The sequence below is a fragment of the Chryseobacterium hagamense genome, assembly GCF_007991455.1.
Classification (GTDB): domain Bacteria; phylum Bacteroidota; class Bacteroidia; order Flavobacteriales; family Weeksellaceae; genus Chryseobacterium; species Chryseobacterium hagamense.
The window spans coordinates 25,044-46,016 of sequence record NZ_BJYJ01000004.1 but is presented as its reverse complement, the minus strand read 5'-3'; the positions used below and the strand labels follow the sequence as shown (position 1 = coordinate 46,016).

The following is a 20,973-nucleotide window of genomic DNA, read 5'->3' as shown; positions in this document are numbered from 1 at the left end:
GGCAATTTGCCTTTGGCGAATTGCTTTATTATTAGGTTAAAAATATTGGCCAACAGCTATAAGCCATCAGCCAAATGCTGTATTAATATTCGTCTTCGTTCCAAAGATAATCTTCGTCCGTAGGGTAGTCGCTCCAGATTTCATCAATTGCATCATAAATTTCTCCTTCATCTTCGATAGCCTGAAGATTTTCCACTACTTCCATAGGGGCACCGGTTCTGATGGCATAGTCGATAAGTTCTGCTTTAGTCATTGGCCAAGGTGCGTCACTTAAATAGGAAGCTAATTCTAATGTCCAGTACATAATTTTTTAATTTTTTGCAAAAGTATAAAAAACGCTTATATTATATGCTTTTTTACACCTGATTTTCAATTCTTTTTATTAATTTTTGTTCACCGTAAGCTACAGGAGTCTTTGCAAGGCTTCCCAAGCGTATTCGAGGTCATTTTCTCAAAAACCATTCCACAAATTTTTTTATGCCATTTTGGAAGTTTGTGTCAGGTTTATAGCCAATTAATGTCCGTGCTTTTGTAATATCGGCATTGGTTTTCAGGACATCTCCGGGCTGCATTGGCAGATTTTTCCGGATGGCAGATTTTCCGAGTGCGTCTTCTATGGTGGCCAGCATTTCATTCAGGCTGATGACTTCACTTTCCCCCAGGTTAATGATTTCGTATACTCCGGAATTGTTTTGCAGGTACTGGATGGATTTCAGGATCCCGTCGGTGATATCATCTATATAAGTATAGTCCCTGGCCGTCGTCCCATCCCCGTAGAAAGGGATTTCCTGATTTTCCGAGATCAGCCGGGTAAATTTATGGATGGCCAGATCAGGCCTTTGGCGGGGTCCGTATACCGTAAAGAATCTGAGCTGGATCATATCGATTTTATAGAGGTCGTGATAAACATGGCCTAAGATTTCGCCGCACCTCTTGGTTGCCGCATACGGGGAAATCGGGTGGTCCACATTATCGGTTTCAGCAAACGGCACTTTTTCATTGTTTCCGTAAACACTTGAAGAAGAAGCGCAGATGAATTTTTTAACATTGAAATCCCGGCATAATTCCCACAGATTCATAGTTCCTCTTACATTCACTTCTTCATATTCCAGGGGTTTTTCGATGGAGGGGCGTACTCCGGCAAGTGCTGCCAGATGGATTACAGCATCAATCTGATACGTTTTGAAAATTTGCTCCAATCCTCTCTTATCACGGATATCCTGATAATAGAGACTGTACTTTTCCGATTTTGAAAGAGAAATTAATTTTCTGATATCTTTTTCTTTATCCGAATAATCAAAATCCGAAAAATTAAAGATAGCTTCTAAAGTATTTTGAATTTTTATATGATAATTATAGAAATCGTCAAAATTGTCAATGTTTATGACAGAATGTCCTTTTTTCAATAATTGTTCCGTGAGGTGGGAACCAATAAAACCGCTTCCGCCGGTAACGAGATAATTCATCCGTATGTTTTTCTTGGTACAAAAATATAAATTTACTTCGGGAAAAATATAATCATTAAATTTACTTAAAAAAGTAATATAAATTTAATATGCAGTTTAAAGGGCAAATTTTAAAGATGACGAGCTTTCACGACAAGCCGATTCAATACTATCTCAATCTTTCAGGGGATCTGATCCACATGAACGAACTTTTTGGCAAAGAGCTTACCATCAGGCATACCGGCTATCAATGCGTGCACTGCCAGCAGGATAAGACCATCTACCGCATGGGGTTCTGCAAAAGCTGTTTCTTTGAGAGCCCGTATGCCAGCGATACCATCATCCGGCCGGAACTTTCCACGGCCCATCTCGGAATTGCGGAACGGGATTTGGATATAGAAAAACAAATTCAGTTACAGCCGCATACCGTTTATCTGGCCTACACAGGAGAGGTGAAAGTAGGGGTAACGAGAAATACGCAGATCCCGACCCGGTGGATCGATCAGGGGGCTACTTTTGCCCTTCCGATTGCCAGAACCGAAAACCGTTATGAAGCAGGAATTATAGAAGTCGCTTTAAAGCAGCATGTGGCCGATAAAACAAGCTGGAAGAAAATGCTCCAGGATGATTTTGAAGATGAAATAGACCTGATTGATTTTCAGCAGAAAATAAAAGCATATTTTCCTGAAGATTTCCAGAAGTTTTACAGCGAAGGTGAAAACCTGTGGACCTTCGACTATCCTTACGACAAACCGGAAAAAGTAACTTCCTTTACCCTGGATAAGAAGCCGGAGTTTACCGGAAAGTTAACCGGGATTAAAGGGCAGTATCTGGCGTTCGACGGGGGGCAGTTTATTAATGTACGAGGGCATGAAGGGTATGTGATTGAATTGGATGTAGCGAATTAACCGGATCTCAAATTAAACCAGATCACAAACTATGAAAAAATGGGTCAGAAAATTAGTAATCAGCCTCGGAATTCTGTTAATCATTATTTTACTGGCAAACTTCGGGCTTAATATCTGGCTTAAGACCCAGCTTCCCAAATACATCAGAAATAATACGGATTATAAGGTCTCTTATAAAAGCCTGGAAGTTGATTTGCTGTCAGGAAATATTCTGTCAACAGGAATTACGATTAATAATAAAAACCCGCAGAACATCAATGTGATGGGTTTTCAGGGGACGATGGATACCCTGAAGGTAAGCCGCTTCGGGATTTACAATGCACTTTTCAATAATCAGATCAGTTCGTCCGATCTGTTGCTGTCCAAGCCCAATCTGAATATTATTCTCGCCCGTCCCGTTGATGCTAAAACGGGCAAGAAAAAGAATCCTTTTCTGTTTGAAAACATCAGGGTCAATGGAGGCACTATCAGCGTTTTCAGGTATACAAAACAGAAGTTCTTTTCCGTAAAAGATCTTAGCCTGTATGTGGAAAACCTTCAGATGACGGAAGAAGATGTCGAGGACAAGCTGCCCGTTGTCTTCGATCGGTATAGTATTAAAGGCACGGATTTTTTCTATCGTCCGGATGATGTGTATGCATTGCAGATCGACAGGATTGAGACCAAAGACGGGCAAATGTCTGTTAATAAATTTCAGCTGACCCCACTCGTTACTTTTGAGCAGTTTAAAAAATATTATCCTAAAAAAACTCAGCTTTTCCAATTCAATGTAGAGAAAATACAGCTCAAAGATATTTTGCTGGCGAAAAATAAAATTTCTTTAGCCAATGCCGGGTTTTACAATCCTGATCTTTTGATATATACCACTAATGCGGTTCCTGTTAAAGCCAGGAAACCTTTAAATCTGGAACTGGATCTGAAGGACATCCGGCTGAATAATGCAACGGTACAGGTGATGAAGCCCGACGGCAGCAAGCTTTTATATACCCGTAAAGCCAACCTGAATATCAATCAGCTTCATTTTGATAAGGAAACCCGTGAAGAACTGATTCCGGTAGGATATAAGGATTTTCAGTTTTCGGCACAGGATATCCTATACTCCAACCACCAGGATTTTAAGGTAAAAAGTTTTACACTCACTCCAAAAAAAGGAGTGCTCAAAACAATCTCCGTTGTGCCGAACGGTTCGGGCGGAAGTAAGACATCCATGGATCTTACAGCAAATTATATAGGATTTGCCATGAACCGATGGGATGTTGCCGATAAGAAAATGAACCTCGACATCAGAGAAGTGCTGGTGGACCAGGTGAAAGGGAGCATTAAGGCGGGAGAAGCAAATAACAGAACGGATAAAAAAGAAAATATCAGAGGAATTCAGTTTCCCGTCAATATCAGGAAAGTAATCTTAAGGAACTCAGATATTACTTATGACAAAAACAGCCAGCCGTTAACTTTAAACCACCTGAATGCCACGGCTAATGAGATCCGGCTGAGTGCTGATGAAGGTAAGCCGGGAATGGATGTGGGAATCAAAAGCTATACGGTTACTTCCGATAATTTTTTATATAAAACCCGGTTTTACCACATGACTGCCCGGACTTTGAAAGCAGACCAGAATCAGATCAATATTTCCAGGTTTGCCATGAAGCCTACCGTTTCGAGAGCCCAGTTTATCAGAATGATACCGGTGGAGCGGGATTTATATGATATTGAAGCAGCACAGATTACCGCCAACGGAACCTGGGATCTGTTTTCGGATCATCAATCCATCAATGCTTCCAATGTTGCGATTCAGTCGGCGGATGCCAATATTTTCAGGAGTAAAATCCCGGCCGACGACCCGAAAGAAAAGCCACTGTATTCCAGGCTGCTGCGATCCATTAAAATCCCGATGGTTGTAAAAAACCTTGATCTGAAGAATTCACTGCTGGTCTATGAAGAAGATACGCCGGAAAGCGCCGGACCGGGCAAGCTGACGTTCAGCAATTTCAATATGAATGTAAAAAACCTGAACTCTGCCAAAATGAAAGGCAAACCGACACGGGTTGATATTAAAATCAATTGTTCATTCATGAACCTGGCGCCGCTTTCTGTCAACTGGAATTTCGATGTGGCCGACCAACGGGATGTATTTAACATTTCCGGACGCACAACCAATCTTCCTGCCAGGGGAATCAACCCCTTTATCCGTCCTTACCTGCATGTAACGGCAACGGGAACCATTCAGGAGATGCTTTTCAATTTCAGAGGCGACCCGAAAGGGCTGAACGGGCGTTTTAACCTGAAGCATAAAGATCTTAAAGTCGCTATTTTAAATAAGGAAAACCGTGAAAAAAAAGGGTTTTTAACGGCGATTGCCAATCTGCTGGTAAAATCCGATTCGGGTAAACTTCCTGAAGATGTGGATATCGAAGATGTGGAAAGGGATCCCACCAAATCTTTCTTCAATCTGTTCTGGAAAGGAATTGAGCAGGGCCTTAAAAAAACACTGATCGGGATCAATATTGATACGTCTAAAAAAGGAAAGGATGACGGAAAAACTGAAGCGGCAAACACAAACAGTGAGGTACAGAAAAAAGAAAATGCTGCCCAGCCGGTAAAGCAGAATGGAAAGAAAGGGTTTTTGAAAGGAATATTCAAGAAAAAAGAAACATCCGGGACTGAATAATCCCGGATGTTTTTCTATATAAAAGTATGCGTTTTAAGACTATTCGAAATCAAATTCATGGCTTTCAAGGATTGGTACTGCCCTTAAAAACTTATCGAAGTCCTCTCCCGGGTAATTGCTCTCGGCGCCATAAGAATCAATCATCATCCCGATATTTCCGGCATTGTCTTTTACCACATACAATACTGCATTGTCATCCGGAGCACTCGGACCTTCAAAACGGTAGGTCTTAACGATGGTCAGCTCATCCGGCTGGTAAACCTTCTCAGAATTTTCAAACTTCATTTCTCCGTCTTCATTCATACGGAATTCCCTGTGTACGCCTTTTTGCGTCAGTTTGGTCATCACCTGACTCAATGTGGTCATTTTATCAATATTTCCTGTACTGTCCATAATAATTTTTTCCGTTAAATCTGCAATAATTAAACCATTGATAAATAAAACTTCATCTTCTTGTACTATTCATCTGCTCAAAGACCCTTCATAACGTTAACAAAATTTATAATTGCCGAAAAAGATTGGGTATACTTTTTGCAGTAATTGCTCATACATAAATCAGGCAGAATATGAAAAAAGAAGTCGGAGTTTTGCTGGCAGGAGGAGTAGGTCTTCTGGCAGTATTAAGTATCATAGGAATAAAAAAAATATTACATCGGAAAGATAAAAAATACAGCGATGCCTACTCGGATTATCACCGTCATTTCGAAGGAAAAAGTCTTGATGACGAATATCACGGCATTGAATTCTATGCATTGAAGTAGTTATAAAATATACCAGATTAAGTTGATCCGGCACTATTATAGTGTTGGATTTTTTTTGTTATAAATTGTAACATGGAACATGATGATTTTCCGGAAATTACCGCTTAATTTTACATTAGTCATGGAGAATAGGGATATCATAAAAGGTCAGGGTGCCCAGCGGAACATCATCAACCGTTTCGACCGGTACACCTATGAGCCTGAGGAGGAAGATTTTGAAACGATAAAGAGGTCCTTTACTGAAGTTTTTCCGAAGACAATTGTTAATCAGATAAAAAGTGAGGACTTACCGATGGAATATTCCATGAATCCTTATCAGGGCTGCGAACATGGCTGTTCCTACTGTTTTGCAAGACCTACCCATGAATACTGGGGCTACAGTGCAGGGATTGATTTTGAAAGGAAAATCATGGTGAAGAAAAATGCTCCGCAGTTACTTGAGAAATTTTTCCAGAAAAGAGGCTACCGGCCGGCGCCGATTTTACTCTCCGGAAACACCGACTGTTACCAGCCGGCAGAGCGCAGGTTTGAGATTACCCGGAAAATCCTGCAGGTCTGCCTGGATTACCGGCATCCCGTTCATGTCCTTACCAAGAATGCGCTGGTGCTGAGAGATCTTGATATTCTGAAACCTATGGCTGAACAGAGTCTCGTTTCCGTTTCGTTAAGCATCCCGACCATCAATGAAGAGCTGCGGAGAAAAATGGAGCCCCGCACAAGTTCGGCAAAAAATAAATTAAAAGCCATCGAAATTTTATCTGCGAATAAAATTCCGGTAAATGTAATGGTCGCACCGGTTATTCCCGGACTAAACAGTGATGAGCCGCTGTCTGTCTTAAAAGCCGTTTCCGAAGCAGGGGCGCAGAGCTTCGGATATACGCTGGTCAGGCTTAATGATTCGGTGGAACCGGTTTTCGTTAATTGGATCGAGCATGCTTTTCCGGACCGTGCCCAGAAGGTTTTAAATCTGATCCGCTCGATGCGTGGCGGAAAACTGGGTGAGAAAAGATATTTCGACCGGCAGAAAGGGGAAGGCAATATTGCCGAAATGATCCACGATACCTTCAGAATCGGAAGGAAAAAGTTTTTTGACGGAAGAGATTTTCCAAAACTTTCAACCCAAAATTTTACAGGAACTAAAGATCAGCAGCTGAGGTTGTTTGACTAGCTATTGATAAAAAGCTCTTTTCATATTTAATATTTATCCTCAAAGAACATAATTTCATCCTTTATATCGTACACAGTGGTAATTCCATTATCTCCATTCCTCAATATTAACATTTAGGAAGAGCAATTTGTTTCTATTTGAAATGAGATATTTTTAATTTTTACGTCTCTTTATAATATTGTTTGGCATATTTTAAGATAAATTGCCATATTGACTTAAAAGTTTTTTAAATTGATGTACATTCAATGATTTATTTTTTTCCAATATAATTTAAAATTTATCTAAAATTAGTAATAAATCTTTATGGGTTGAAATATTTTTCAGATATTTAACTTTATATATGTTATTTGGTTTTCAGTAATTTAGAACTAATTTTAATAAATGATTTTACATATTAAGGCCTATATAAACCTTTAATTTTTAGTTTTTTTTTAAAGAATTTTTTTAATTTTAGCTTGTTAAATTAAAAATTTTAAACAATAAAAAAACTTAAAAAACTTTCGAGAGTAGAACTAAAAAAAAATTGATGGAGGAAAGCTTCCTGTTGGTATGGGTAATTGCGGAGACGCTTGCGGTCCAAATGACGGATATTGTGAACAGTTTGGCTTAACTTGCAGTACTTATGTTATTTCCAATAGTGATAATGGACAAATAACAAGTTAGTGTCGAAAATGTTTGTAGATAAAAATTTTAACAAATCATATTGAAGAAAATTTTCACTATACTTTTATTTTTTGCGAAAACTCTATTGTTTTCGCAAAATTTATCATTTGCTTATGAAGTAACAACAAATTCAGGTCAGGATAAAAAATCAATTAAAAAAGAAAATTACTTTCTTGATATTGCTGAGGGAAAATCTGTTTTTAGATCAGAAAATGATAAATATTATGATTCTCTTAGAGCAAAAACAGGGCGTGGCTTAGGCACTCCTCTTAACTTTAATCAATTATATAGCCGTAAAGATAAACTTAAAGGAGAAATATACAAAACGGTTACTGTCCCTCTTATTTTAAATACTTATGATATTTTAATTGATGAAAAATTAGATTGGAAATTATTAAATGACTCTGCTACTATTTCTAATTTAAAATGTCAAAAGGCAATAGTTACTTATGGAGGAAGAATGTGGGAAGCTTGGTTTGCAAAAAACATTGTTATTCAGGACGGACCTTATATATTCCATGGATTACCAGGATTGATTGTACAGATTATTGATTCTTCCAATGATTTTAAATTTAGCCTTATATATTATGAACGCGAAAAAAACATTGCTTTTTTTCCTCCTAAAAAAGGTAAGTTTCTAAGTTTTTCCCAATTTAAATTATTAGAAGAAAATTTTTATCATCACCCGTTTGCAGAACTTGAAAGCAGCGGAATGAAAATGGTACTGGCAGATGAAAAGGGAAATAAATTATCATGGGATTCACGTGCAATGTCACAGAGTATGCAGAAAACATTAAGAGAAAATAATAATCCGATAGAGCTTAATTATAGACCTGATTTTAAGTAACAGATAAAATAAATATGATAAAAAGAAACCGCTCCAAAAGGAACGGTTTTATTGTTTGCAGATAAAATCTATGTTTAGATTGAATCATCCGGGCATTTGAAATCATTGCTGCAGGCAGCGCAGATCACCATGTTTCCACAAGCATATAAACAGAATTCAGGTTCATTGATGGGCTTGATGCCTCCTGCTCCCTTAATGTTTTTTAATTGGCTTTTGTCTAATTTTTTTAAGTTTTTCATATTGTTTAAGTTAAAAATTTGATACTAATGTAAAGATAATCAAAAAATCAATAAGTCAATAGGCTGTGGTATATTTTATTTTCAGAATGAATAAAAAATTCATATTCCTGTGAATAAAATAAGTTTAAAGTTTTGATGATTAGCATGAAAACTGCTATTTTTAGAAAAAATAGCGGAATCCGAAAAGCTGATAGAGTAGGAAACATTCAAATCAAAAATCATGAAAAATTTCAGAAAACTGTCAAGAGAAGACAAAAAGGGGATTTCTGCAGGAGCACCGCCTTCATTCTGTTTTGAAGGAGATGGTCCGGGAACGGGCGGCTGCGGATCAGGGGAAATCTGTTCAGGCGGGAAGTGTGTCCCTTATTCACCGGATCCGGGAGATCCTGGAAATCCTGGAGGCGGAGGAGACACTTATATCTGCATCTGCCCGTGGGGAACAGTTATACAGAATACACCATGCCCACCGTTTTACTGCATCACAGGATAATTTCAGAAGTATCCTTAAAAGTTTCACGTGAAACGGTCTTAAAACAAAACCGGGCCCAAAAGCCCGGTTTCCTGTTTATTTTTTGATTAATCCCAATTCAATTAATCTCTCATGCAGAAATTCACCAGCCGTCGTATCTTCGTACAGTTTCGGATGATTTTCATCCACACAGTTCTCAAGCGCATTTAACGACATGGAACTTACCGGGTGCATAAAGAAAGGAATGGAATATCGGGAAGTTCCCCACAGTTCTCTTGGCGGGTTTACCACCCGGTGGATGGTAGACTTCAGCTTGTTGTTGGTATGCCTTGAAAGCATATCCCCGACATTAATCATCAGTTCGTCCGGTTTTGCGATTGCATCGATCCATTCGCCTTTGTGGTTCTGAACCTGAAGGCCTTTTCCCTGGGAACCCATTAATAAGGTAATGAGGTTGATGTCTCCGTGGGCTGCCGCTCTTACTGCGTCATCCGGCTCTTCCGTGATCGGCGGATAGTGGATCGGTCTTAAAATGGAGTTCCCTTCCGCGATCTTGTCGTCGAAATAAAACTCGTTGAGACCCAGGTACAGCGCTAATGCTCTCAGCACATACTGTCCGGTCTTTTCCAGCATCTGATAGGCTTCCTTGCCTACTTCGTTGAATTTTGGAAGTTCTTCAACGATCACATTGTCAGGATACTCGTCTTTGTACTTAGAATCTTCAGACACGTACTGTCCGAAATGCCAGAACTCTTTCAGGTCTCCCTTTTTAAAGCCTTTTGCCGTTTCTTTACCGAAGCCGACGTAGCCACGCTGGCCGCCGATTCCCGGAATCTCATACTTCCGTTTTGTTTCCGTCGGCAGTTCAAAAAAGTTTTTTACCTCTCCATACAATTCCTCTACCAACTGATCATCAAGAAAATGACCCTTTAAGGCTACAAAACCAATTTCTTCATAAGCTTTTCCGATTTCATTTACAAATTTCTGTTTGCGTTCCGGGTCACCCGAAAGGAAATCACGCAGGTCTACACTAGGTATTTTGTCCATTTTTAGAAATTTACGAATGGCTAAATTACAGATTTTTAAATTAAATTCTTTTTCGTGTTAAGCATTTATCAATTAAATTTGCTTTATGAAAAAATATTCTTCCAAAAGAAGTATTCAGATACTCGCGCACCTTCTTCAGCAATACGGAATCTCAGATATTATCGTTTCACCCGGATCCAGAAATGCCCCTCTGGCGATTCATTTTTCAGAGATCGACAGTTTCAACTGTTACAGCATTGTGGATGAAAGAAGCGCGGCTTTTGTAGGAGTGGGGATGGCAATGAGTGAGAAGAAACCGGTGGCGATTACCTGTACCAGCGGTTCTGCAGCAGCCAATTATTACCCGGCTGTGACGGAAGCTTTCTATTCCAATATCCCGCTTCTGGTGCTTACGGCAGACCGGCCGATGGACTATGTGGATATTTTCGACGGGCAGACCATCCGGCAGAATAATCTTTTTCATCAGCATTCCTACGGCGATTTCCAGCTGATGGAAGATGGCAAGGAAAATGCGGAAGACTATAATTTCGGGATTATCAAAACAGCGATTGAACTCTGTATTGAAAAGCAGGGGCCGGTACACATCAACATCCCATTGGAAGAGCCTTTGTACGAATTAATTTCCGAGCTGCCCACCTTTCCGACGGTGGAAAGAACCATCCGGCAGAAAGAATACGAGGTTCCGTCTAATCTGATTGCCGACTGGAATACTTCCCAAAGGATCATGATCCTGGTGGGAACCAAAGACCACAGTCCCGAACTGGAAAACCAGCTGACCCAACTGGTGAAAAACCATACGGTGGTGGTCCTGAGCGAAGCCAATTCCAATCTGTACCATGAAAAATTCTTCCGGCATATTGACCGGTATGTCTTCAATTTTACCGAAGAGGACTTTAAAATGTATGCGCCTGATCTGCTGATTACGGTAGGACAGAACGTAGTTTCCAAAAAAGTAAAACAGTTTTTAAGAAAAGCAAAGCCGAAGCAGCACTGGCATCTTGACCCGGTGTGGCAGCCTGATACCTATTTCGCTTTAACGGAAAAAATAGAAGTGAAGCCGGAGGTTTTCTTTTCAAAACTCTTGAATTTCATTAATCTCGAGCCGCGGCCTTATTACAATCTCTGGGATGTCCTGAGGGATAAAAAAGATGCAAGACATGAGAAATTTTTAAGCACGGTTGATTTCTCCGATTTCTATTTCTTTTATAAAACCACGCAGACGGTTCCTGAGAATTACAACATCCACTTCAGCAACAGTTCGGCGATCCGGTATGCCCAGCTGTTTGATTACGGGAAAAGAAAAATCTACTGCAACAGGGGAACCAGCGGGATCGACGGTTCTACCTCAACGGCCATGGGTTTTGCAATTAAAAAAGCCCAGCCGACTTTACTGATTACCGGTGACCTGAGTTTCTTTTATGACATCAATGGATTATGGAACCAGTATATTCCGCCGTTTGTAAGGATCATCATCTTTAACAACGGAGAAGGGAATATCTTTAAAATTATTCCGGGACCGGGAAATGCCAATCCGAATACACTGGATGAATTCATTGCTACAAAACACCACAGGCATGCAGAGCATCTGGCGAAACATTTCGGGTTTTCATACACCAAAGTGGATGAAGAAGTGACTTTAGACCGTGTGCTGGAAAATTTCTTCAAGCCGGATACACAGCCTAAAATCCTGGAAGTTAATACCCAGGCGATGCACAATGCCGATATCCAGAAAGCGTATTTCAACTTTCTGAAGGAAAATTAAAGCTCCGGATAGTCTTCGTTTCCCGGCAGGTTGATAATTCTGCCGATGGGATAAGTGAAATTTTCGTCAAAATCGTTTAGCGCATTAATGAGCTGGAAATGAGAAAATTCCTTCAGGTTCTGTAAGGTGATTTCCGTTTCTTTTATTTTTTTCTGCTTTAAAAGATTCTGTCGCTGTACACCGTTCAGCAGATAGGTAGAAGGAGTGAACCAGTCTTTACCTTTTTTAAACAGAAGATTGCTGTAGGAAGTATCGGTGATGTGGTTATTCTTCACAATAATGATTTCTTCCGCCCTGGATTTCATCTTCATCTTTTCCAGTTCTTTCCGGTCTTCGGATTTGAAGGAGTAGTCGAAGCTGTTGTTTTCCACCAGCTGGAAATCGTTAAGTTCCGGAATGGCATACGGAATCATCTGGGTTCTGACTTTCTTATCCAGATCATAGAGGATCCTCAATTTAAAAAGGCCGTCTTCATTATGTTCCAGATGCTTATAGATTTTGGCCAGGTCGATGGAGTCTTCTTTCCCGAAATGGGAAAAAGTATGGTCTACACGCTTCTGGTGAAGTTCCGGTAAGAAAATTTTCCGGTTTTCTACTTTTATGCTTTCAATGAATTGGGACATAGATTTTATTTTTCATTTCCTGATATTCGTCTTCTAATCTGCTCATGTGGGTAATTCCGCCCCCGCTTTTGAAATACAGTGCCTCACCTTCTTTTTCAATAAACCGGATCATCACGCAGCTGTCGGTGTTTTCTCCGTCAAACCAGCCGCAAACGCCCGTATAATAGCCTCTTTCGTAACCTTCCGCCTCCAGGATGATGTCCAGGGTTTTCGGCTTCGGGGCTCCCAAAATAGAACCGGCAGGAAGCAGCTGTTTCATCAGGCTTCCCAGTTTGCCGCTAAATTCAGGCTTTACGGTTCCCGATATTTCGGAGCTCATGGCATACAGGTCTTTCTGCCTGGTTTTAATGAAATCGATGTACTGAAACTTATCCACCCTTACATCATCAGCCACCATGCTCAGATCGTTCCGGAGTAAATCGACCACGGTATAATGTTCAGCCTTTTCCTTTTTATCATTTTTCAGGATTTCGGCGGCATGATCCAGAGTGGCATCGATAGTGCCCTTCATGGGATACGTTGATATTTTCCCGTCGGTGATCTTTACGAAAGTTTCAGGAGAAAAAAATACGAAAAAATCTTTATACAAAACTTTATATTTTGCTGATGAATGAAAAAAAATCTCTTCCAGGGTTAAATTGGTTTCCACCCTTGTCTTCCGGGTATAATTGGCGAGATACGAATTTCCGAAGCGGATATTTTTCTGCACTTTATCAAAGCCGGTTTTAAAATGTTCCAGGGTTTCGGGATATGATTTCCACTCTACTTTTTTTTGTAACGGAAGCGGTGTTTCCGTGGTTGAAAAATTCTGAAAGTCAATCTGCAGACCTTCTTTTCCAATCTCATGCTCTTTGAAGATTTCGACTTTTTCCCCAAGAAAATCGATAATGAAAAAATAAGGAACCTTCCGGAGCGAAAGTTCGTCCATTTCCATAAATTTTTGATGATTCACTGAAAACATTCCGCAAAAGTAATTATTGATGTTTACTTTTGCACAAAATATTTTTAATGGACAGCAAATATCCGCAGAAACCGGGATTGGATTTTATATTGAAGCAGGCCTTTTTTTACTGGAACAAAACATTGGTATTCCAGCTGATGTTCTCCATCATGTACTTTGGAATTTTTCTCACCGTATTTTTTATGTGTGATATGAAATACGGAATCATAGGAGAATTTAATGAAGTGGGAAAATATATGCAGGACGGAATGAAGGCCTATATGGAGCAGCTCAATAAGCTGGTGGCTACGGAAAATTACCAGAGTTTCTCTTTGTGGATCATGGGTACTACAATTTTTTTGTATCCGCTGAACCTGGGCTTTTTTCAGATTTACAGAAAAATGGATGCCGGGGAAAAGCCTGAGCTCAGCGACCTGTTTGCAGGATATAGCGGACTGAATTTTTTCAGGTATGTTTCTTATTATATTTTCTGGTATTTTATTTACCGGTTTACATTTCCGACCATTATTCTTGCCATAGCCTGGGTTTCCATCACCATCTTTGTGGCACCGATGATGTTTTTTATGAACAAAACCATTTTCGAATCGCTTTCCCTCAGCTTTAAAGCCATGAAAGTATATTTCCTGGAAATCATTGTCTGTGTCATGGTTGCGGTGATTTTCAAATATATCGGCTTTGCTTTGCTGTTTGTCGGCGGATTGTTTACTTTCCCCTTTTGGAATGCCGTGATATATTCGCTATACAAAACCATATTTTCAGAAAAGACATAAATTTCATGGGTTTTTAATGTTTTTAAAGCCAAAAAAAAGTTAAATTTGGTGAAATCAACATTAAAAATTTAAACACCATGTCAGAATTTAACGAATTTGACCAGCAAGGCTCTGTTCCGGAAAGAACTACAGGCGCCATTATCTCCCATGCTTTCGAAATGTACAAAGGCGTATTCCTGTATGCCGTTGTCGCCATGATCATTTACAGTATTTTAGGAGCCGTTATTCAGGCACTGACCGGGATGAATTCCGCGGCAATGCTTGAAGACATGCGCGATGCGGGGGATTACTCGAGATTTTCCGTATTCAGTGCGCCGGGTTTTCCTTTATACCTCACCCTATCCGGGATTTTAGGGCTGCTCCTTGCTCCTTTGTATGTAGGGCTGATTTATATGATTAACAAATACAATACAAAAAATCCTGTTGAGTTTTCCGACCTGTTCATCGGATACCGTCAGAATTTTGTAAATATTTTAATCTATGCCTTACTTTCAGGAATTATTTCATCGGTTGCCCTTTCCCTTTGTGTGCTGCCGATTATCTTCGTCTATCCGCTTCTGATGCTGGGCTATCCGATTCTGCTGTTTGAAAATGCTTCTGCCACAGAGGCTTTAGGAAAGTCCTTTAATATTGCCAAAGAAAATTACGGGGTTTTTCTTGGCGCAACATTTGTAGGTTTTCTGCTGTCAATGGCAGGAATCGTACTCTGCTTCATCGGAATTATCATAACGGCACCTTTTATCTTTGCCGTGATGTATTCCCTCTATTGCGCCCATTTGGGAAAACCAAGACCGATAATTTTTAATAAATGATGAATAAAGACCAGCAAATCAGCAGTATCAAGATCAAACAGGTTTTTTTGCTTGCTATAATTTTAATTTTAGCCGCCTTAATCTGTTTCAATCTTTCCCTCTTTATCCCTTCTGTACTGGGAGCTATAACCATTTACGTTTTGTGCAGGAAGTATAATTTTTATCTTCAGGAACAGAAAAAATGGAAACCCTGGGTAGCTGCAATGGTGCTGATGGGAGCCAGTCTGATCGTTCTTATTCTTCCCATCTATTTCATTGGGGACCTTCTTATCGAAAAGCTTGGAAATGCCCAGGCCTATATGGAAAAGTTTAATGTCTTCCTTGAAAAAATCCACACGTATATCTATTCGAAATTTAAATTCGATATTCTAAGCAAAGGAAATATGGACAAGCTGAAGAGCAGTGTAGGGCAGTATTCAACCAAGGCCCTCAGCGGAACGGTAAATACCCTTACGATTGTGGCGTCCATGTACTTTATTCTTTATTTTATGCTGGAAAAACCCCGTTTTTTCGAAAGAATCCTTTCATCAGCGGCACCTCTCAAAAGATCCAATGTATCGATGATCGGCGAAAAAATGAGAAAGCTGATTCTGGCCAATGCCATCGGGATTCCTGTAGTGGCTCTCGGCCAGGGTATCGTTGCCTTGGTGGGTTACTATATCTTTGGAGCTCCGAGCCCGGTATTGCTTTTTGCGCTTACCGCCGCTACTTCCATGATTCCTGTAGTGGGTGCAGCTATTATATACGGGCCGGTCTGCATTTTTATGATTGCGGAAGGCGACATGGGAAGCGGTCTCGGATTGGCTGCTTACTGTATGATTGTTGTGGGATTAACGGATAACGTTCTGCGTTTTACCCTTCTGAAAAAGCTGGAGGATATCCACCCTTTAAATACGGTTTTCGGAATTATCATGGGCATGAATCTATTCGGTTTTATGGGACTGGTTTTCGGGCCGATTATGGTTTCCCTAACCTTGCTCCTGATCCAGGTTTACCGGAATGAATTTTCGGATGATGATACCCCTGAGCTGCAGCTGCCGGATAAAGATGAAGAGCTGGAAACCAAGATTAACTTAATCGTATAAAAATAAAATATGCAGGACGGAATAAACCCGGAAATATTAAAAGAAATCTGTATCGTCAAAATGCCTTTCGGGAAATACCAGGGAACGGTCCTTGCCGATCTTCCGATAAGTTACCTAGAATGGTTCCAGCGGACCGGAATGCCCAAAGGCAAACTGGGAATGCAGCTGGCAACCATTTATGAAATAAAATTAAACGGCCTTATGGATTTGCTGACACCACTTCGCGGCGGAACAGCAAATTTTGAAAAGCCTAAAACAAAGAATTATAAATTCTGAAAAAATTACGGCGGTCTTACTAAAAGACCGCTATAATTTTTTAATTAATAAAATACTTCCGGTTTCCTTCTCCGGCTATTATACTATTTAGGTTCCCAAAGTTCGACCTTATTTCCTTCAAGGTCGAGGAGGTGAACAAATTTTCCGAAATCATAAACGGCAATTTCATCTAGAATTTCCACGCCTTCTTTTTTTAATTCCACAACTAAGGCTTCCAGATCCGAAACGGTATAATTGATCATAAATTCTCTTGTCGAAGGCTCAAAGTAAGAAGTTGTTTCAGGCGAAGGGCTCCAGGTCAGCGATCCTTTCGGATCAGCATCAGACATTTCCTTCCAGCCGAAAGTCGCTCCATATTCGTTGACATCAATTCCGAGATGGCTTTTGTACCATTCTTTCAGTGCTTTCGGATCTTTACATTTAAAAAATATTCCGCCGATTCCGGTTACTCTTTTCATGGGTTTGGATTAAAGGGTTAATAATTTTATTTAATGCCTGGCATAAAGATTTGTGTTATTCTCTTAAAGCGGCAATTTCATCCCTCAGTTTGGCCGCTTTGATAAAATCAAGGTTCTTGGCAGCCATTTCCATCTCCTTCTGCTTTTGGGTAATGACTTTCTCCATATCTTCCGAAGTATAACTGGCTTTGGCTTCAGCCACTTTCTGAAGGATTTCTTTCTGGGTATATTTTTCATCCGGGAAGTCCTTGCTTCTTCCGACAAGGCTTTCGGAGATTTTCTTGTTCAAGGCTACAGGTACCTGCCCGTGTTCTTTGTTGTATTGTTCCTGTTTGGCGCGCCGGTATTCCGTTTCATCCAGCGTTGCCTGCATCGATTTTGTCATTTTATCGGCGTACATGATGGCCTTTCCGTTAAGGTTACGGGCCGCACGGCCTACCGTCTGGATCATCGACCGGCGGCTTCTCAGCATTCCTTCTTTATCGGCATCCAGGATGGCCACCAGGGAAACTTCCGGTAAATCCAGGCCTTCCCTTAAAAGGTTTACCCCGATCAGGACATCGAAAAGCCCTACCCGGAGATCCTGCATGATCTGGATCCGTTCCAGGGTTTCCACGTCCGAGTGGATATACCGGGTTCTGATCCCGAATTTGGTAAAGTATTTCGTCAGTTCTTCCGCCATTTTCTTGGTTAAAGTGGTCACCAGAACCCTTTCGTCGAGATCGGCTCTTTTCTGGATTTCCTCCATCAGGTCATCGATCTGGTTGATGGTCGGACGGATTTCAATAACAGGATCCAGAAGACCAGTCGGACGGATAATCTGTTCGATATATGCTCCTCCCGTTTTTTCCAGTTCATAGTCTGCCGGAGTTGCCGAAACATAAATTACCTGGTTCTGGATGGCTTCGAATTCCTCAAATTTCAATGGGCGGTTATCCATGGCGGCGGGAAGCCTGAATCCGTATTCTACGAGTGCCTCTTTCCGGCTACGGTCGCCTCCGTACATAGCGTGAACCTGCGGTACGGTAACGTGGCTTTCATCGATTACCATCAGGTAGTCCTTCGGGAAATAATCCAACAGGCAGAACGGCCTGGTGCCCGGCAGACGTCCGTCCAGGTATCTTGAATAATTCTCAATCCCCGAACAATAACCCAGTTCTTTGATCATCTCCAGGTCAAGCTCCGTTCTTTCCTGTAATCTTTTGGCCTCCAGCGGTTTTTCAATCGAGCCAAAGAAATCCACCTGTTTCACCAGGTCGTCCTGGATATTCCGGATGGCTCCGTTTAACGTTTCTTTCGAAGTAACGAAGAGATTGGCGGGATAAATCTGGATCTGTTCGAAATTGGCCGTTACATTTCCGGAAACCGGATCAAAGCTCTGGATTTTTTCTATTTCGTCTCCGAAAAACTGGATGCGGATTGCATTATCGGCATAGGCAGGAAATACATCGATGACGTCTCCTTTTACCCGGAATGTCCCCCTTTGAAATTCGTTGAGTGTCCTGGAATAAAGCGCATTCACCAAAGCATGCAGGAGGGCGGTACGCGTTACCTTTTCACCGATCGCAATAGAAATGAGGGATTTGTGGAATTCCGTCGGGTTCCCGATCCCGTATATACAGGAAACCGAAGCAACGATCAGCACATCCCTTCGCCCTGAAAGCAGACTGGCTGTGGCGGAAAGCCTCAGCTTTTCCACTTCTTCGTTAATGCTCAGGTCTTTTTCAATATAAGTTCCCGAAGTCGCAATATAGGCTTCCGGCTGGTAGTAATCGTAGTAGCTGACAAAGTATTCCACGGCATTTTCCGGAAAGAATTCTTTAAACTCCATGAAGAGCTGTGCTGCCAGTGTTTTGTTGTGGGCCAGAACCAGGGTCGGTTTCTGTACGTTCTGGATTACATTGGCCACGGTAAACGTTTTACCGGATCCGGTTACACCCAGCAGTGTCTGATATTTTTCGCCGATCTTAATGCCCTCAGTGAGCTTGTCAATAGCTTGTGGCTGATCGCCGGTAGGTTTATATTCTGATTGAAGTTTGAAATTCATAAAATTGGTGATGTTGTCCTAACAAAAATACGAAAGAATTATTTGGCATCCACCTAAATGATGGGTCTTAATTTATATTGCGCCGATTCATTTTATGTATCATTCGTTAAATAAAAAAGCATCCCGCTGTGGAATGCTTTCTGTTTTATTGAAATGACATGGTTAAAGGCAGTCTCATAGTGTAATTCACCGGTTTTCCGTCTTTTTCTGCAGGCTTCCAGACGATATTCTCATTGGCCTTTTTGAACGACGTTAACACCTCATTATTAAAGAGCTCATTATTACCGGCGACTTTTACATTCACCACATTTCCCGTTTCGTCAACGGTATAGGAAATATCCGCTTTCAAGAAACCTTTCGGCTTTTCAGTTTCTATCTTAGAGGCGTCAAACATTTTGGAAACCCTGTTTCTCATTTCATTTATCCCGCCCGGAAATTGGGGAAGTAATGTCGGCTCGCCCTGCAGTGAGGCAGTGAGGGGCTCGTGTCTTGTGCTCTTTGGATCCGGATCTGTGTTTTTACCTTCCTTCGGCCTGATGGTATCATGAATCCTCTTTTCTTCTCTGGATTTTTTAAGTGGTTCTTGAGGTGTTTCAAAGAGTGCAGGCAGACTAGTTTCTGCGGAATCTGTTTTGGTTTTCTCTGTAGTTTGGGCTTCCTGATCGTAATCCGCCATTTTCTTCCGGGTTTCCTCAATAATTGTTTCCATCGGATGGGCGTAGGTTTTCTGTACGAATAATCCGAAGGCGATCATCAGAGCAGGAATGCTGATGGCTTTTTTGATTCGGACCATTTTAGATTTCTTGGTGTTCATCATAATCAATCGTTTTTTGGTGTTGTTAAAATTGAAGGTATGGGTAAGGTTATAGTTTTGGGATACAATAATTTCATCCAGAATTAAATTCTGATATTCTTTTATATTAAAATAATTCTTCAGGACTGATTCATCTGCCAGGAATTCATGATTCATTTGGATGGCTTTTTTGTAAAAATAAACTGCCGGATTAAACCAGGTAAATGCTTTGATAATTTCAACGATCATAAGGTCGATGCTGTGCCTTTGTCTGACATGGCTTTTCTCATGCAGGAAAATTCTCTCATCGATCTGTTGTTCGATAAAGTAATTTTTCCCCAGGTAAATGGTTTTCCAAAAGCTAAAAGGCGGAGTTTCTTTTTCCGTTATTAAAACTTCCTGATTCTGATAAATAATTTTCTGACCTTTTAAATTTTTGATTTTTAAAAATGAAAAGATCATTCTGCTTAAAAAAATGCAGGTGATCATTCCATAGACTATCCAGATCAAGTCCACGAAGTTAAAATGGGCCTGTCCGGGCTTGAGTTCCAGAATCTGCTGGGTGGTTTCAAAGGTTGTCTGTAGACGGTTCGCCGGTTTCGGAGTTTGTGTACTGATCGAGATAAAAGGAACCGTGTAAGAAAACAGCAGCGAAAATAACAGGTAGATCCTGTTGAACCGGTACATCTTTTCTTTCTGCAGAAAACGGTAATAAAACACAATCAGCAGGGTAGAACATAGTATAATTTTAACAAGGATTATCATTATTCATCAATTTGACGGTCGATAATTTCACGAAGTTCTTTCAGCTGTTTTTGGGAGAGCTTTGCATTCGAGGTAAAAAACGAAGCAAACTGGGTCACGGAACTGTTGAAAAAACGCTCAATCATGGAAGACATCTCTTCTTTGAAATATTCCCCTTTCGCGATTTTCGGAAAGTATTCGCGGGAATTTCCATACAATTTGTAGCCGACAAAATCCTTGTTCTGCATTCTTTTCAGCAGGGTAGCAATCGTAGTCGTTGCCGGCTTCGGCTCCGGATAAGATTCCAGAATCTCTTTCATGAAGGCTTTTTCTTTTTCCCAAAGGATTTCCATAAGGTCTTTTTCGGAATCGGTAAGTTTTATTTCTTTCATTTTCTACGGACTGATAATTTACTCTACAAATGTAG

The 20,973-nt window shown here is 40.6% G+C and carries 22 protein-coding genes; 11 read left to right on the top strand and 11 right to left on the bottom strand.

Annotated elements, in window-relative coordinates; translation table 11 throughout:
- Positions 1–82: 82 nt before the first annotated feature.
- Together CHA01nite_RS06120 and CHA01nite_RS06115 are read right to left on the bottom strand one after the other, a co-directional pair.
- Positions 83–304, bottom strand: a complete 222-nt coding sequence (locus CHA01nite_RS06120) for a DUF2795 domain-containing protein (protein WP_027382805.1) — start codon at positions 302–304, stop codon at positions 83–85.
- A 139-nt stretch (positions 305–443) separates the two neighbouring features.
- On the bottom strand, positions 444–1,466 hold the full coding sequence (locus CHA01nite_RS06115; protein WP_146940431.1) for a GDP-mannose 4,6-dehydratase: 1,023 nt from the start codon (positions 1,464–1,466) through the stop codon (positions 444–446).
- An 89-nt stretch (positions 1,467–1,555) separates the two neighbouring features.
- Between CHA01nite_RS06115 and CHA01nite_RS06110 the strand changes: the two genes are divergently transcribed.
- Together CHA01nite_RS06110 and CHA01nite_RS06105 are read left to right on the top strand one after the other, a co-directional pair.
- Positions 1,556–2,353, top strand: coding sequence for a DUF2797 domain-containing protein (locus CHA01nite_RS06110; RefSeq protein ID WP_146940430.1), 798 nt, complete (start codon positions 1,556–1,558; stop codon positions 2,351–2,353).
- A gap of 31 nt (positions 2,354–2,384) precedes the next feature.
- The gene (locus tag CHA01nite_RS06105) at positions 2,385–5,021 is read left to right on the top strand and encodes a hypothetical protein (RefSeq protein ID WP_146940429.1); all 2,637 of its coding nucleotides are present in this window, start codon (positions 2,385–2,387) and stop codon (positions 5,019–5,021) included.
- A 39-nt stretch (positions 5,022–5,060) separates the two neighbouring features.
- On the opposite strand, the gene CHA01nite_RS06100 is transcribed toward CHA01nite_RS06105, so the two are convergent.
- Entirely contained in the window at positions 5,061–5,414 is a 354-nt protein-coding gene (locus tag CHA01nite_RS06100; RefSeq protein ID WP_146940428.1) for a hypothetical protein, read from the bottom strand.
- 173 nt (positions 5,415–5,587) lie between these two features.
- On the opposite strand from CHA01nite_RS06100, the gene CHA01nite_RS06095 reads away from it, so the two are divergent.
- The 3 genes from CHA01nite_RS06095 to CHA01nite_RS06085 all read left to right on the top strand — a co-directional run bounded on the left by CHA01nite_RS06095 (position 5,588) and on the right by CHA01nite_RS06085 (position 8,460).
- Positions 5,588–5,782, top strand: a complete 195-nt coding sequence (locus tag CHA01nite_RS06095) for a hypothetical protein (protein ID WP_146940427.1) — start codon at positions 5,588–5,590, stop codon at positions 5,780–5,782.
- Positions 5,783–5,903: 121 nt separating this feature from the next.
- Positions 5,904–6,950, top strand: coding sequence for a PA0069 family radical SAM protein (locus CHA01nite_RS06090; protein WP_146940426.1), 1,047 nt, complete (start codon positions 5,904–5,906; stop codon positions 6,948–6,950).
- A 703-nt stretch (positions 6,951–7,653) separates the two neighbouring features.
- Positions 7,654–8,460: a GLPGLI family protein gene (locus tag CHA01nite_RS06085; protein WP_170234693.1), complete on the top strand. Its 807-nt coding sequence runs from the start codon at positions 7,654–7,656 to the stop codon at positions 8,458–8,460.
- A gap of 74 nt (positions 8,461–8,534) precedes the next feature.
- Here CHA01nite_RS06085 and CHA01nite_RS20460 read toward each other — a convergent pair whose 3' ends face one another.
- Positions 8,535–8,699, bottom strand: coding sequence for a bacteriocin-like protein (locus CHA01nite_RS20460; protein ID WP_170234692.1), 165 nt, complete (start codon positions 8,697–8,699; stop codon positions 8,535–8,537).
- 220 nt (positions 8,700–8,919) lie between these two features.
- On the opposite strand from CHA01nite_RS20460, the gene CHA01nite_RS06080 reads away from it, so the two are divergent.
- Complete coding sequence (locus tag CHA01nite_RS06080; RefSeq protein WP_146940424.1) at positions 8,920–9,189, top strand: hypothetical protein; 270 nt, start codon at positions 8,920–8,922, stop codon at positions 9,187–9,189.
- Positions 9,190–9,264: 75 nt separating this feature from the next.
- Here the strand turns inward: CHA01nite_RS06080 and CHA01nite_RS06075 are convergent, their stop codons facing one another.
- Positions 9,265–10,215: an isopenicillin N synthase family dioxygenase gene (locus CHA01nite_RS06075; protein WP_146940423.1), complete on the bottom strand. Its 951-nt coding sequence runs from the start codon at positions 10,213–10,215 to the stop codon at positions 9,265–9,267.
- Between the two features lie 85 nt (positions 10,216–10,300).
- On the opposite strand from CHA01nite_RS06075, the gene menD reads away from it, so the two are divergent.
- Positions 10,301–11,977: a 2-succinyl-5-enolpyruvyl-6-hydroxy-3-cyclohexene-1-carboxylic-acid synthase gene (menD, locus tag CHA01nite_RS06070; protein WP_146940422.1), complete on the top strand. Its 1,677-nt coding sequence runs from the start codon at positions 10,301–10,303 to the stop codon at positions 11,975–11,977.
- On the opposite strand, the gene CHA01nite_RS06065 is transcribed toward menD, so the two are convergent.
- The gene (locus tag CHA01nite_RS06065) at positions 11,974–12,600 is read right to left on the bottom strand and encodes an aminotransferase class IV (RefSeq protein ID WP_146940421.1); all 627 of its coding nucleotides are present in this window, start codon (positions 12,598–12,600) and stop codon (positions 11,974–11,976) included. The two genes, menD and CHA01nite_RS06065, sit on opposite strands and share 4 nt — an antisense overlap.
- A complete protein-coding gene (locus tag CHA01nite_RS06060) occupies positions 12,584–13,561 on the bottom strand; it encodes an aminodeoxychorismate synthase component I (protein ID WP_146940420.1) in 978 nt (325 codons plus the stop codon). Before CHA01nite_RS06060 ends, CHA01nite_RS06065 begins: the two co-directional genes overlap by 17 nt.
- 47 nt (positions 13,562–13,608) lie before the next feature.
- On the opposite strand from CHA01nite_RS06060, the gene CHA01nite_RS06055 reads away from it, so the two are divergent.
- From CHA01nite_RS06055 to CHA01nite_RS06040, 4 genes are all read left to right on the top strand, one after another.
- Positions 13,609–14,331 carry a hypothetical protein gene (locus CHA01nite_RS06055; RefSeq protein WP_146940419.1) on the top strand — a complete coding sequence of 241 codons (723 nt, stop codon included), beginning with the start codon at positions 13,609–13,611 and terminating at the stop codon, positions 14,329–14,331.
- Between the two features lie 77 nt (positions 14,332–14,408).
- Positions 14,409–15,143: a beta-carotene 15,15'-monooxygenase gene (locus tag CHA01nite_RS06050; protein WP_146940418.1), complete on the top strand. Its 735-nt coding sequence runs from the start codon at positions 14,409–14,411 to the stop codon at positions 15,141–15,143.
- Positions 15,140–16,228 (top strand): AI-2E family transporter, encoded by a 1,089-nt coding sequence (locus CHA01nite_RS06045; RefSeq protein WP_146940417.1) that lies wholly within the window; start codon positions 15,140–15,142, stop codon positions 16,226–16,228. The genes CHA01nite_RS06050 and CHA01nite_RS06045 overlap by 4 nt, the downstream gene beginning before the upstream one ends.
- A gap of 21 nt (positions 16,229–16,249) precedes the next feature.
- The gene (locus CHA01nite_RS06040; protein WP_146940644.1) at positions 16,250–16,504 is read left to right on the top strand and encodes a DUF3820 family protein; all 255 of its coding nucleotides are present in this window, start codon (positions 16,250–16,252) and stop codon (positions 16,502–16,504) included.
- A gap of 83 nt (positions 16,505–16,587) precedes the next feature.
- Here CHA01nite_RS06040 and CHA01nite_RS06035 read toward each other — a convergent pair whose 3' ends face one another.
- From CHA01nite_RS06035 to CHA01nite_RS06020, 4 genes are all read right to left on the bottom strand, one after another.
- Entirely contained in the window at positions 16,588–16,962 is a 375-nt protein-coding gene (locus CHA01nite_RS06035; protein ID WP_146940416.1) for a VOC family protein, read from the bottom strand.
- Between the two features lie 55 nt (positions 16,963–17,017).
- Positions 17,018–19,009: an excinuclease ABC subunit UvrB gene (uvrB, locus tag CHA01nite_RS06030; protein ID WP_146940415.1), complete on the bottom strand. Its 1,992-nt coding sequence runs from the start codon at positions 19,007–19,009 to the stop codon at positions 17,018–17,020.
- A gap of 145 nt (positions 19,010–19,154) precedes the next feature.
- Positions 19,155–20,567: a M56 family metallopeptidase gene (locus CHA01nite_RS06025; RefSeq protein ID WP_146940414.1), complete on the bottom strand. Its 1,413-nt coding sequence runs from the start codon at positions 20,565–20,567 to the stop codon at positions 19,155–19,157.
- Positions 20,567–20,938 (bottom strand): BlaI/MecI/CopY family transcriptional regulator, encoded by a 372-nt coding sequence (locus CHA01nite_RS06020; RefSeq protein WP_146940413.1) that lies wholly within the window; start codon positions 20,936–20,938, stop codon positions 20,567–20,569. The genes CHA01nite_RS06025 and CHA01nite_RS06020 overlap by 1 nt, the downstream gene beginning before the upstream one ends.
- Positions 20,939–20,973: the final 35 nt, after the last annotated feature.

Bases quoted from the DNA above. Each gene is read 5' to 3' on its own strand.
- CHA01nite_RS06100 (WP_146940428.1), bottom strand. From the start codon at position 5,414: ATGGACAGTACAGGAAATATTGATAAAATGACCACATTGAGTCAGGTG.
- CHA01nite_RS06045 (WP_146940417.1), top strand. From the start codon at position 15,140: ATGATGAATAAAGACCAGCAAATCAGCAGTATCAAGATCAAACAGGTT.
- uvrB (WP_146940415.1), bottom strand. From the start codon at position 19,009: ATGAATTTCAAACTTCAATCAGAATATAAACCTACCGGCGATCAGCCA.
- CHA01nite_RS06110 (WP_146940430.1), top strand. From the start codon at position 1,556: ATGCAGTTTAAAGGGCAAATTTTAAAGATGACGAGCTTTCACGACAAG.
- CHA01nite_RS06095 (WP_146940427.1), top strand. From the start codon at position 5,588: ATGAAAAAAGAAGTCGGAGTTTTGCTGGCAGGAGGAGTAGGTCTTCTG.
- menD (WP_146940422.1), top strand. From the start codon at position 10,301: ATGAAAAAATATTCTTCCAAAAGAAGTATTCAGATACTCGCGCACCTT.
- CHA01nite_RS06120 (WP_027382805.1), bottom strand. From the start codon at position 304: ATGTACTGGACATTAGAATTAGCTTCCTATTTAAGTGACGCACCTTGG.
- CHA01nite_RS06115 (WP_146940431.1), bottom strand. From the start codon at position 1,466: ATGAATTATCTCGTTACCGGCGGAAGCGGTTTTATTGGTTCCCACCTC.
- CHA01nite_RS06020 (WP_146940413.1), bottom strand. From the start codon at position 20,938: ATGAAAGAAATAAAACTTACCGATTCCGAAAAAGACCTTATGGAAATC.
- CHA01nite_RS06075 (WP_146940423.1), bottom strand. From the start codon at position 10,215: ATGGACAAAATACCTAGTGTAGACCTGCGTGATTTCCTTTCGGGTGAC.
- CHA01nite_RS06025 (WP_146940414.1), bottom strand. From the start codon at position 20,567: ATGATAATCCTTGTTAAAATTATACTATGTTCTACCCTGCTGATTGTG.
- CHA01nite_RS06065 (WP_146940421.1), bottom strand. From the start codon at position 12,600: ATGTCCCAATTCATTGAAAGCATAAAAGTAGAAAACCGGAAAATTTTC.
- CHA01nite_RS06055 (WP_146940419.1), top strand. From the start codon at position 13,609: ATGGACAGCAAATATCCGCAGAAACCGGGATTGGATTTTATATTGAAG.
- CHA01nite_RS20460 (WP_170234692.1), bottom strand. From the start codon at position 8,699: ATGAAAAACTTAAAAAAATTAGACAAAAGCCAATTAAAAAACATTAAG.
- CHA01nite_RS06060 (WP_146940420.1), bottom strand. From the start codon at position 13,561: ATGTTTTCAGTGAATCATCAAAAATTTATGGAAATGGACGAACTTTCG.
- CHA01nite_RS06080 (WP_146940424.1), top strand. From the start codon at position 8,920: ATGAAAAATTTCAGAAAACTGTCAAGAGAAGACAAAAAGGGGATTTCT.
- CHA01nite_RS06090 (WP_146940426.1), top strand. From the start codon at position 5,904: ATGGAGAATAGGGATATCATAAAAGGTCAGGGTGCCCAGCGGAACATC.
- CHA01nite_RS06105 (WP_146940429.1), top strand. From the start codon at position 2,385: ATGAAAAAATGGGTCAGAAAATTAGTAATCAGCCTCGGAATTCTGTTA.
- CHA01nite_RS06050 (WP_146940418.1), top strand. From the start codon at position 14,409: ATGTCAGAATTTAACGAATTTGACCAGCAAGGCTCTGTTCCGGAAAGA.
- CHA01nite_RS06035 (WP_146940416.1), bottom strand. From the start codon at position 16,962: ATGAAAAGAGTAACCGGAATCGGCGGAATATTTTTTAAATGTAAAGAT.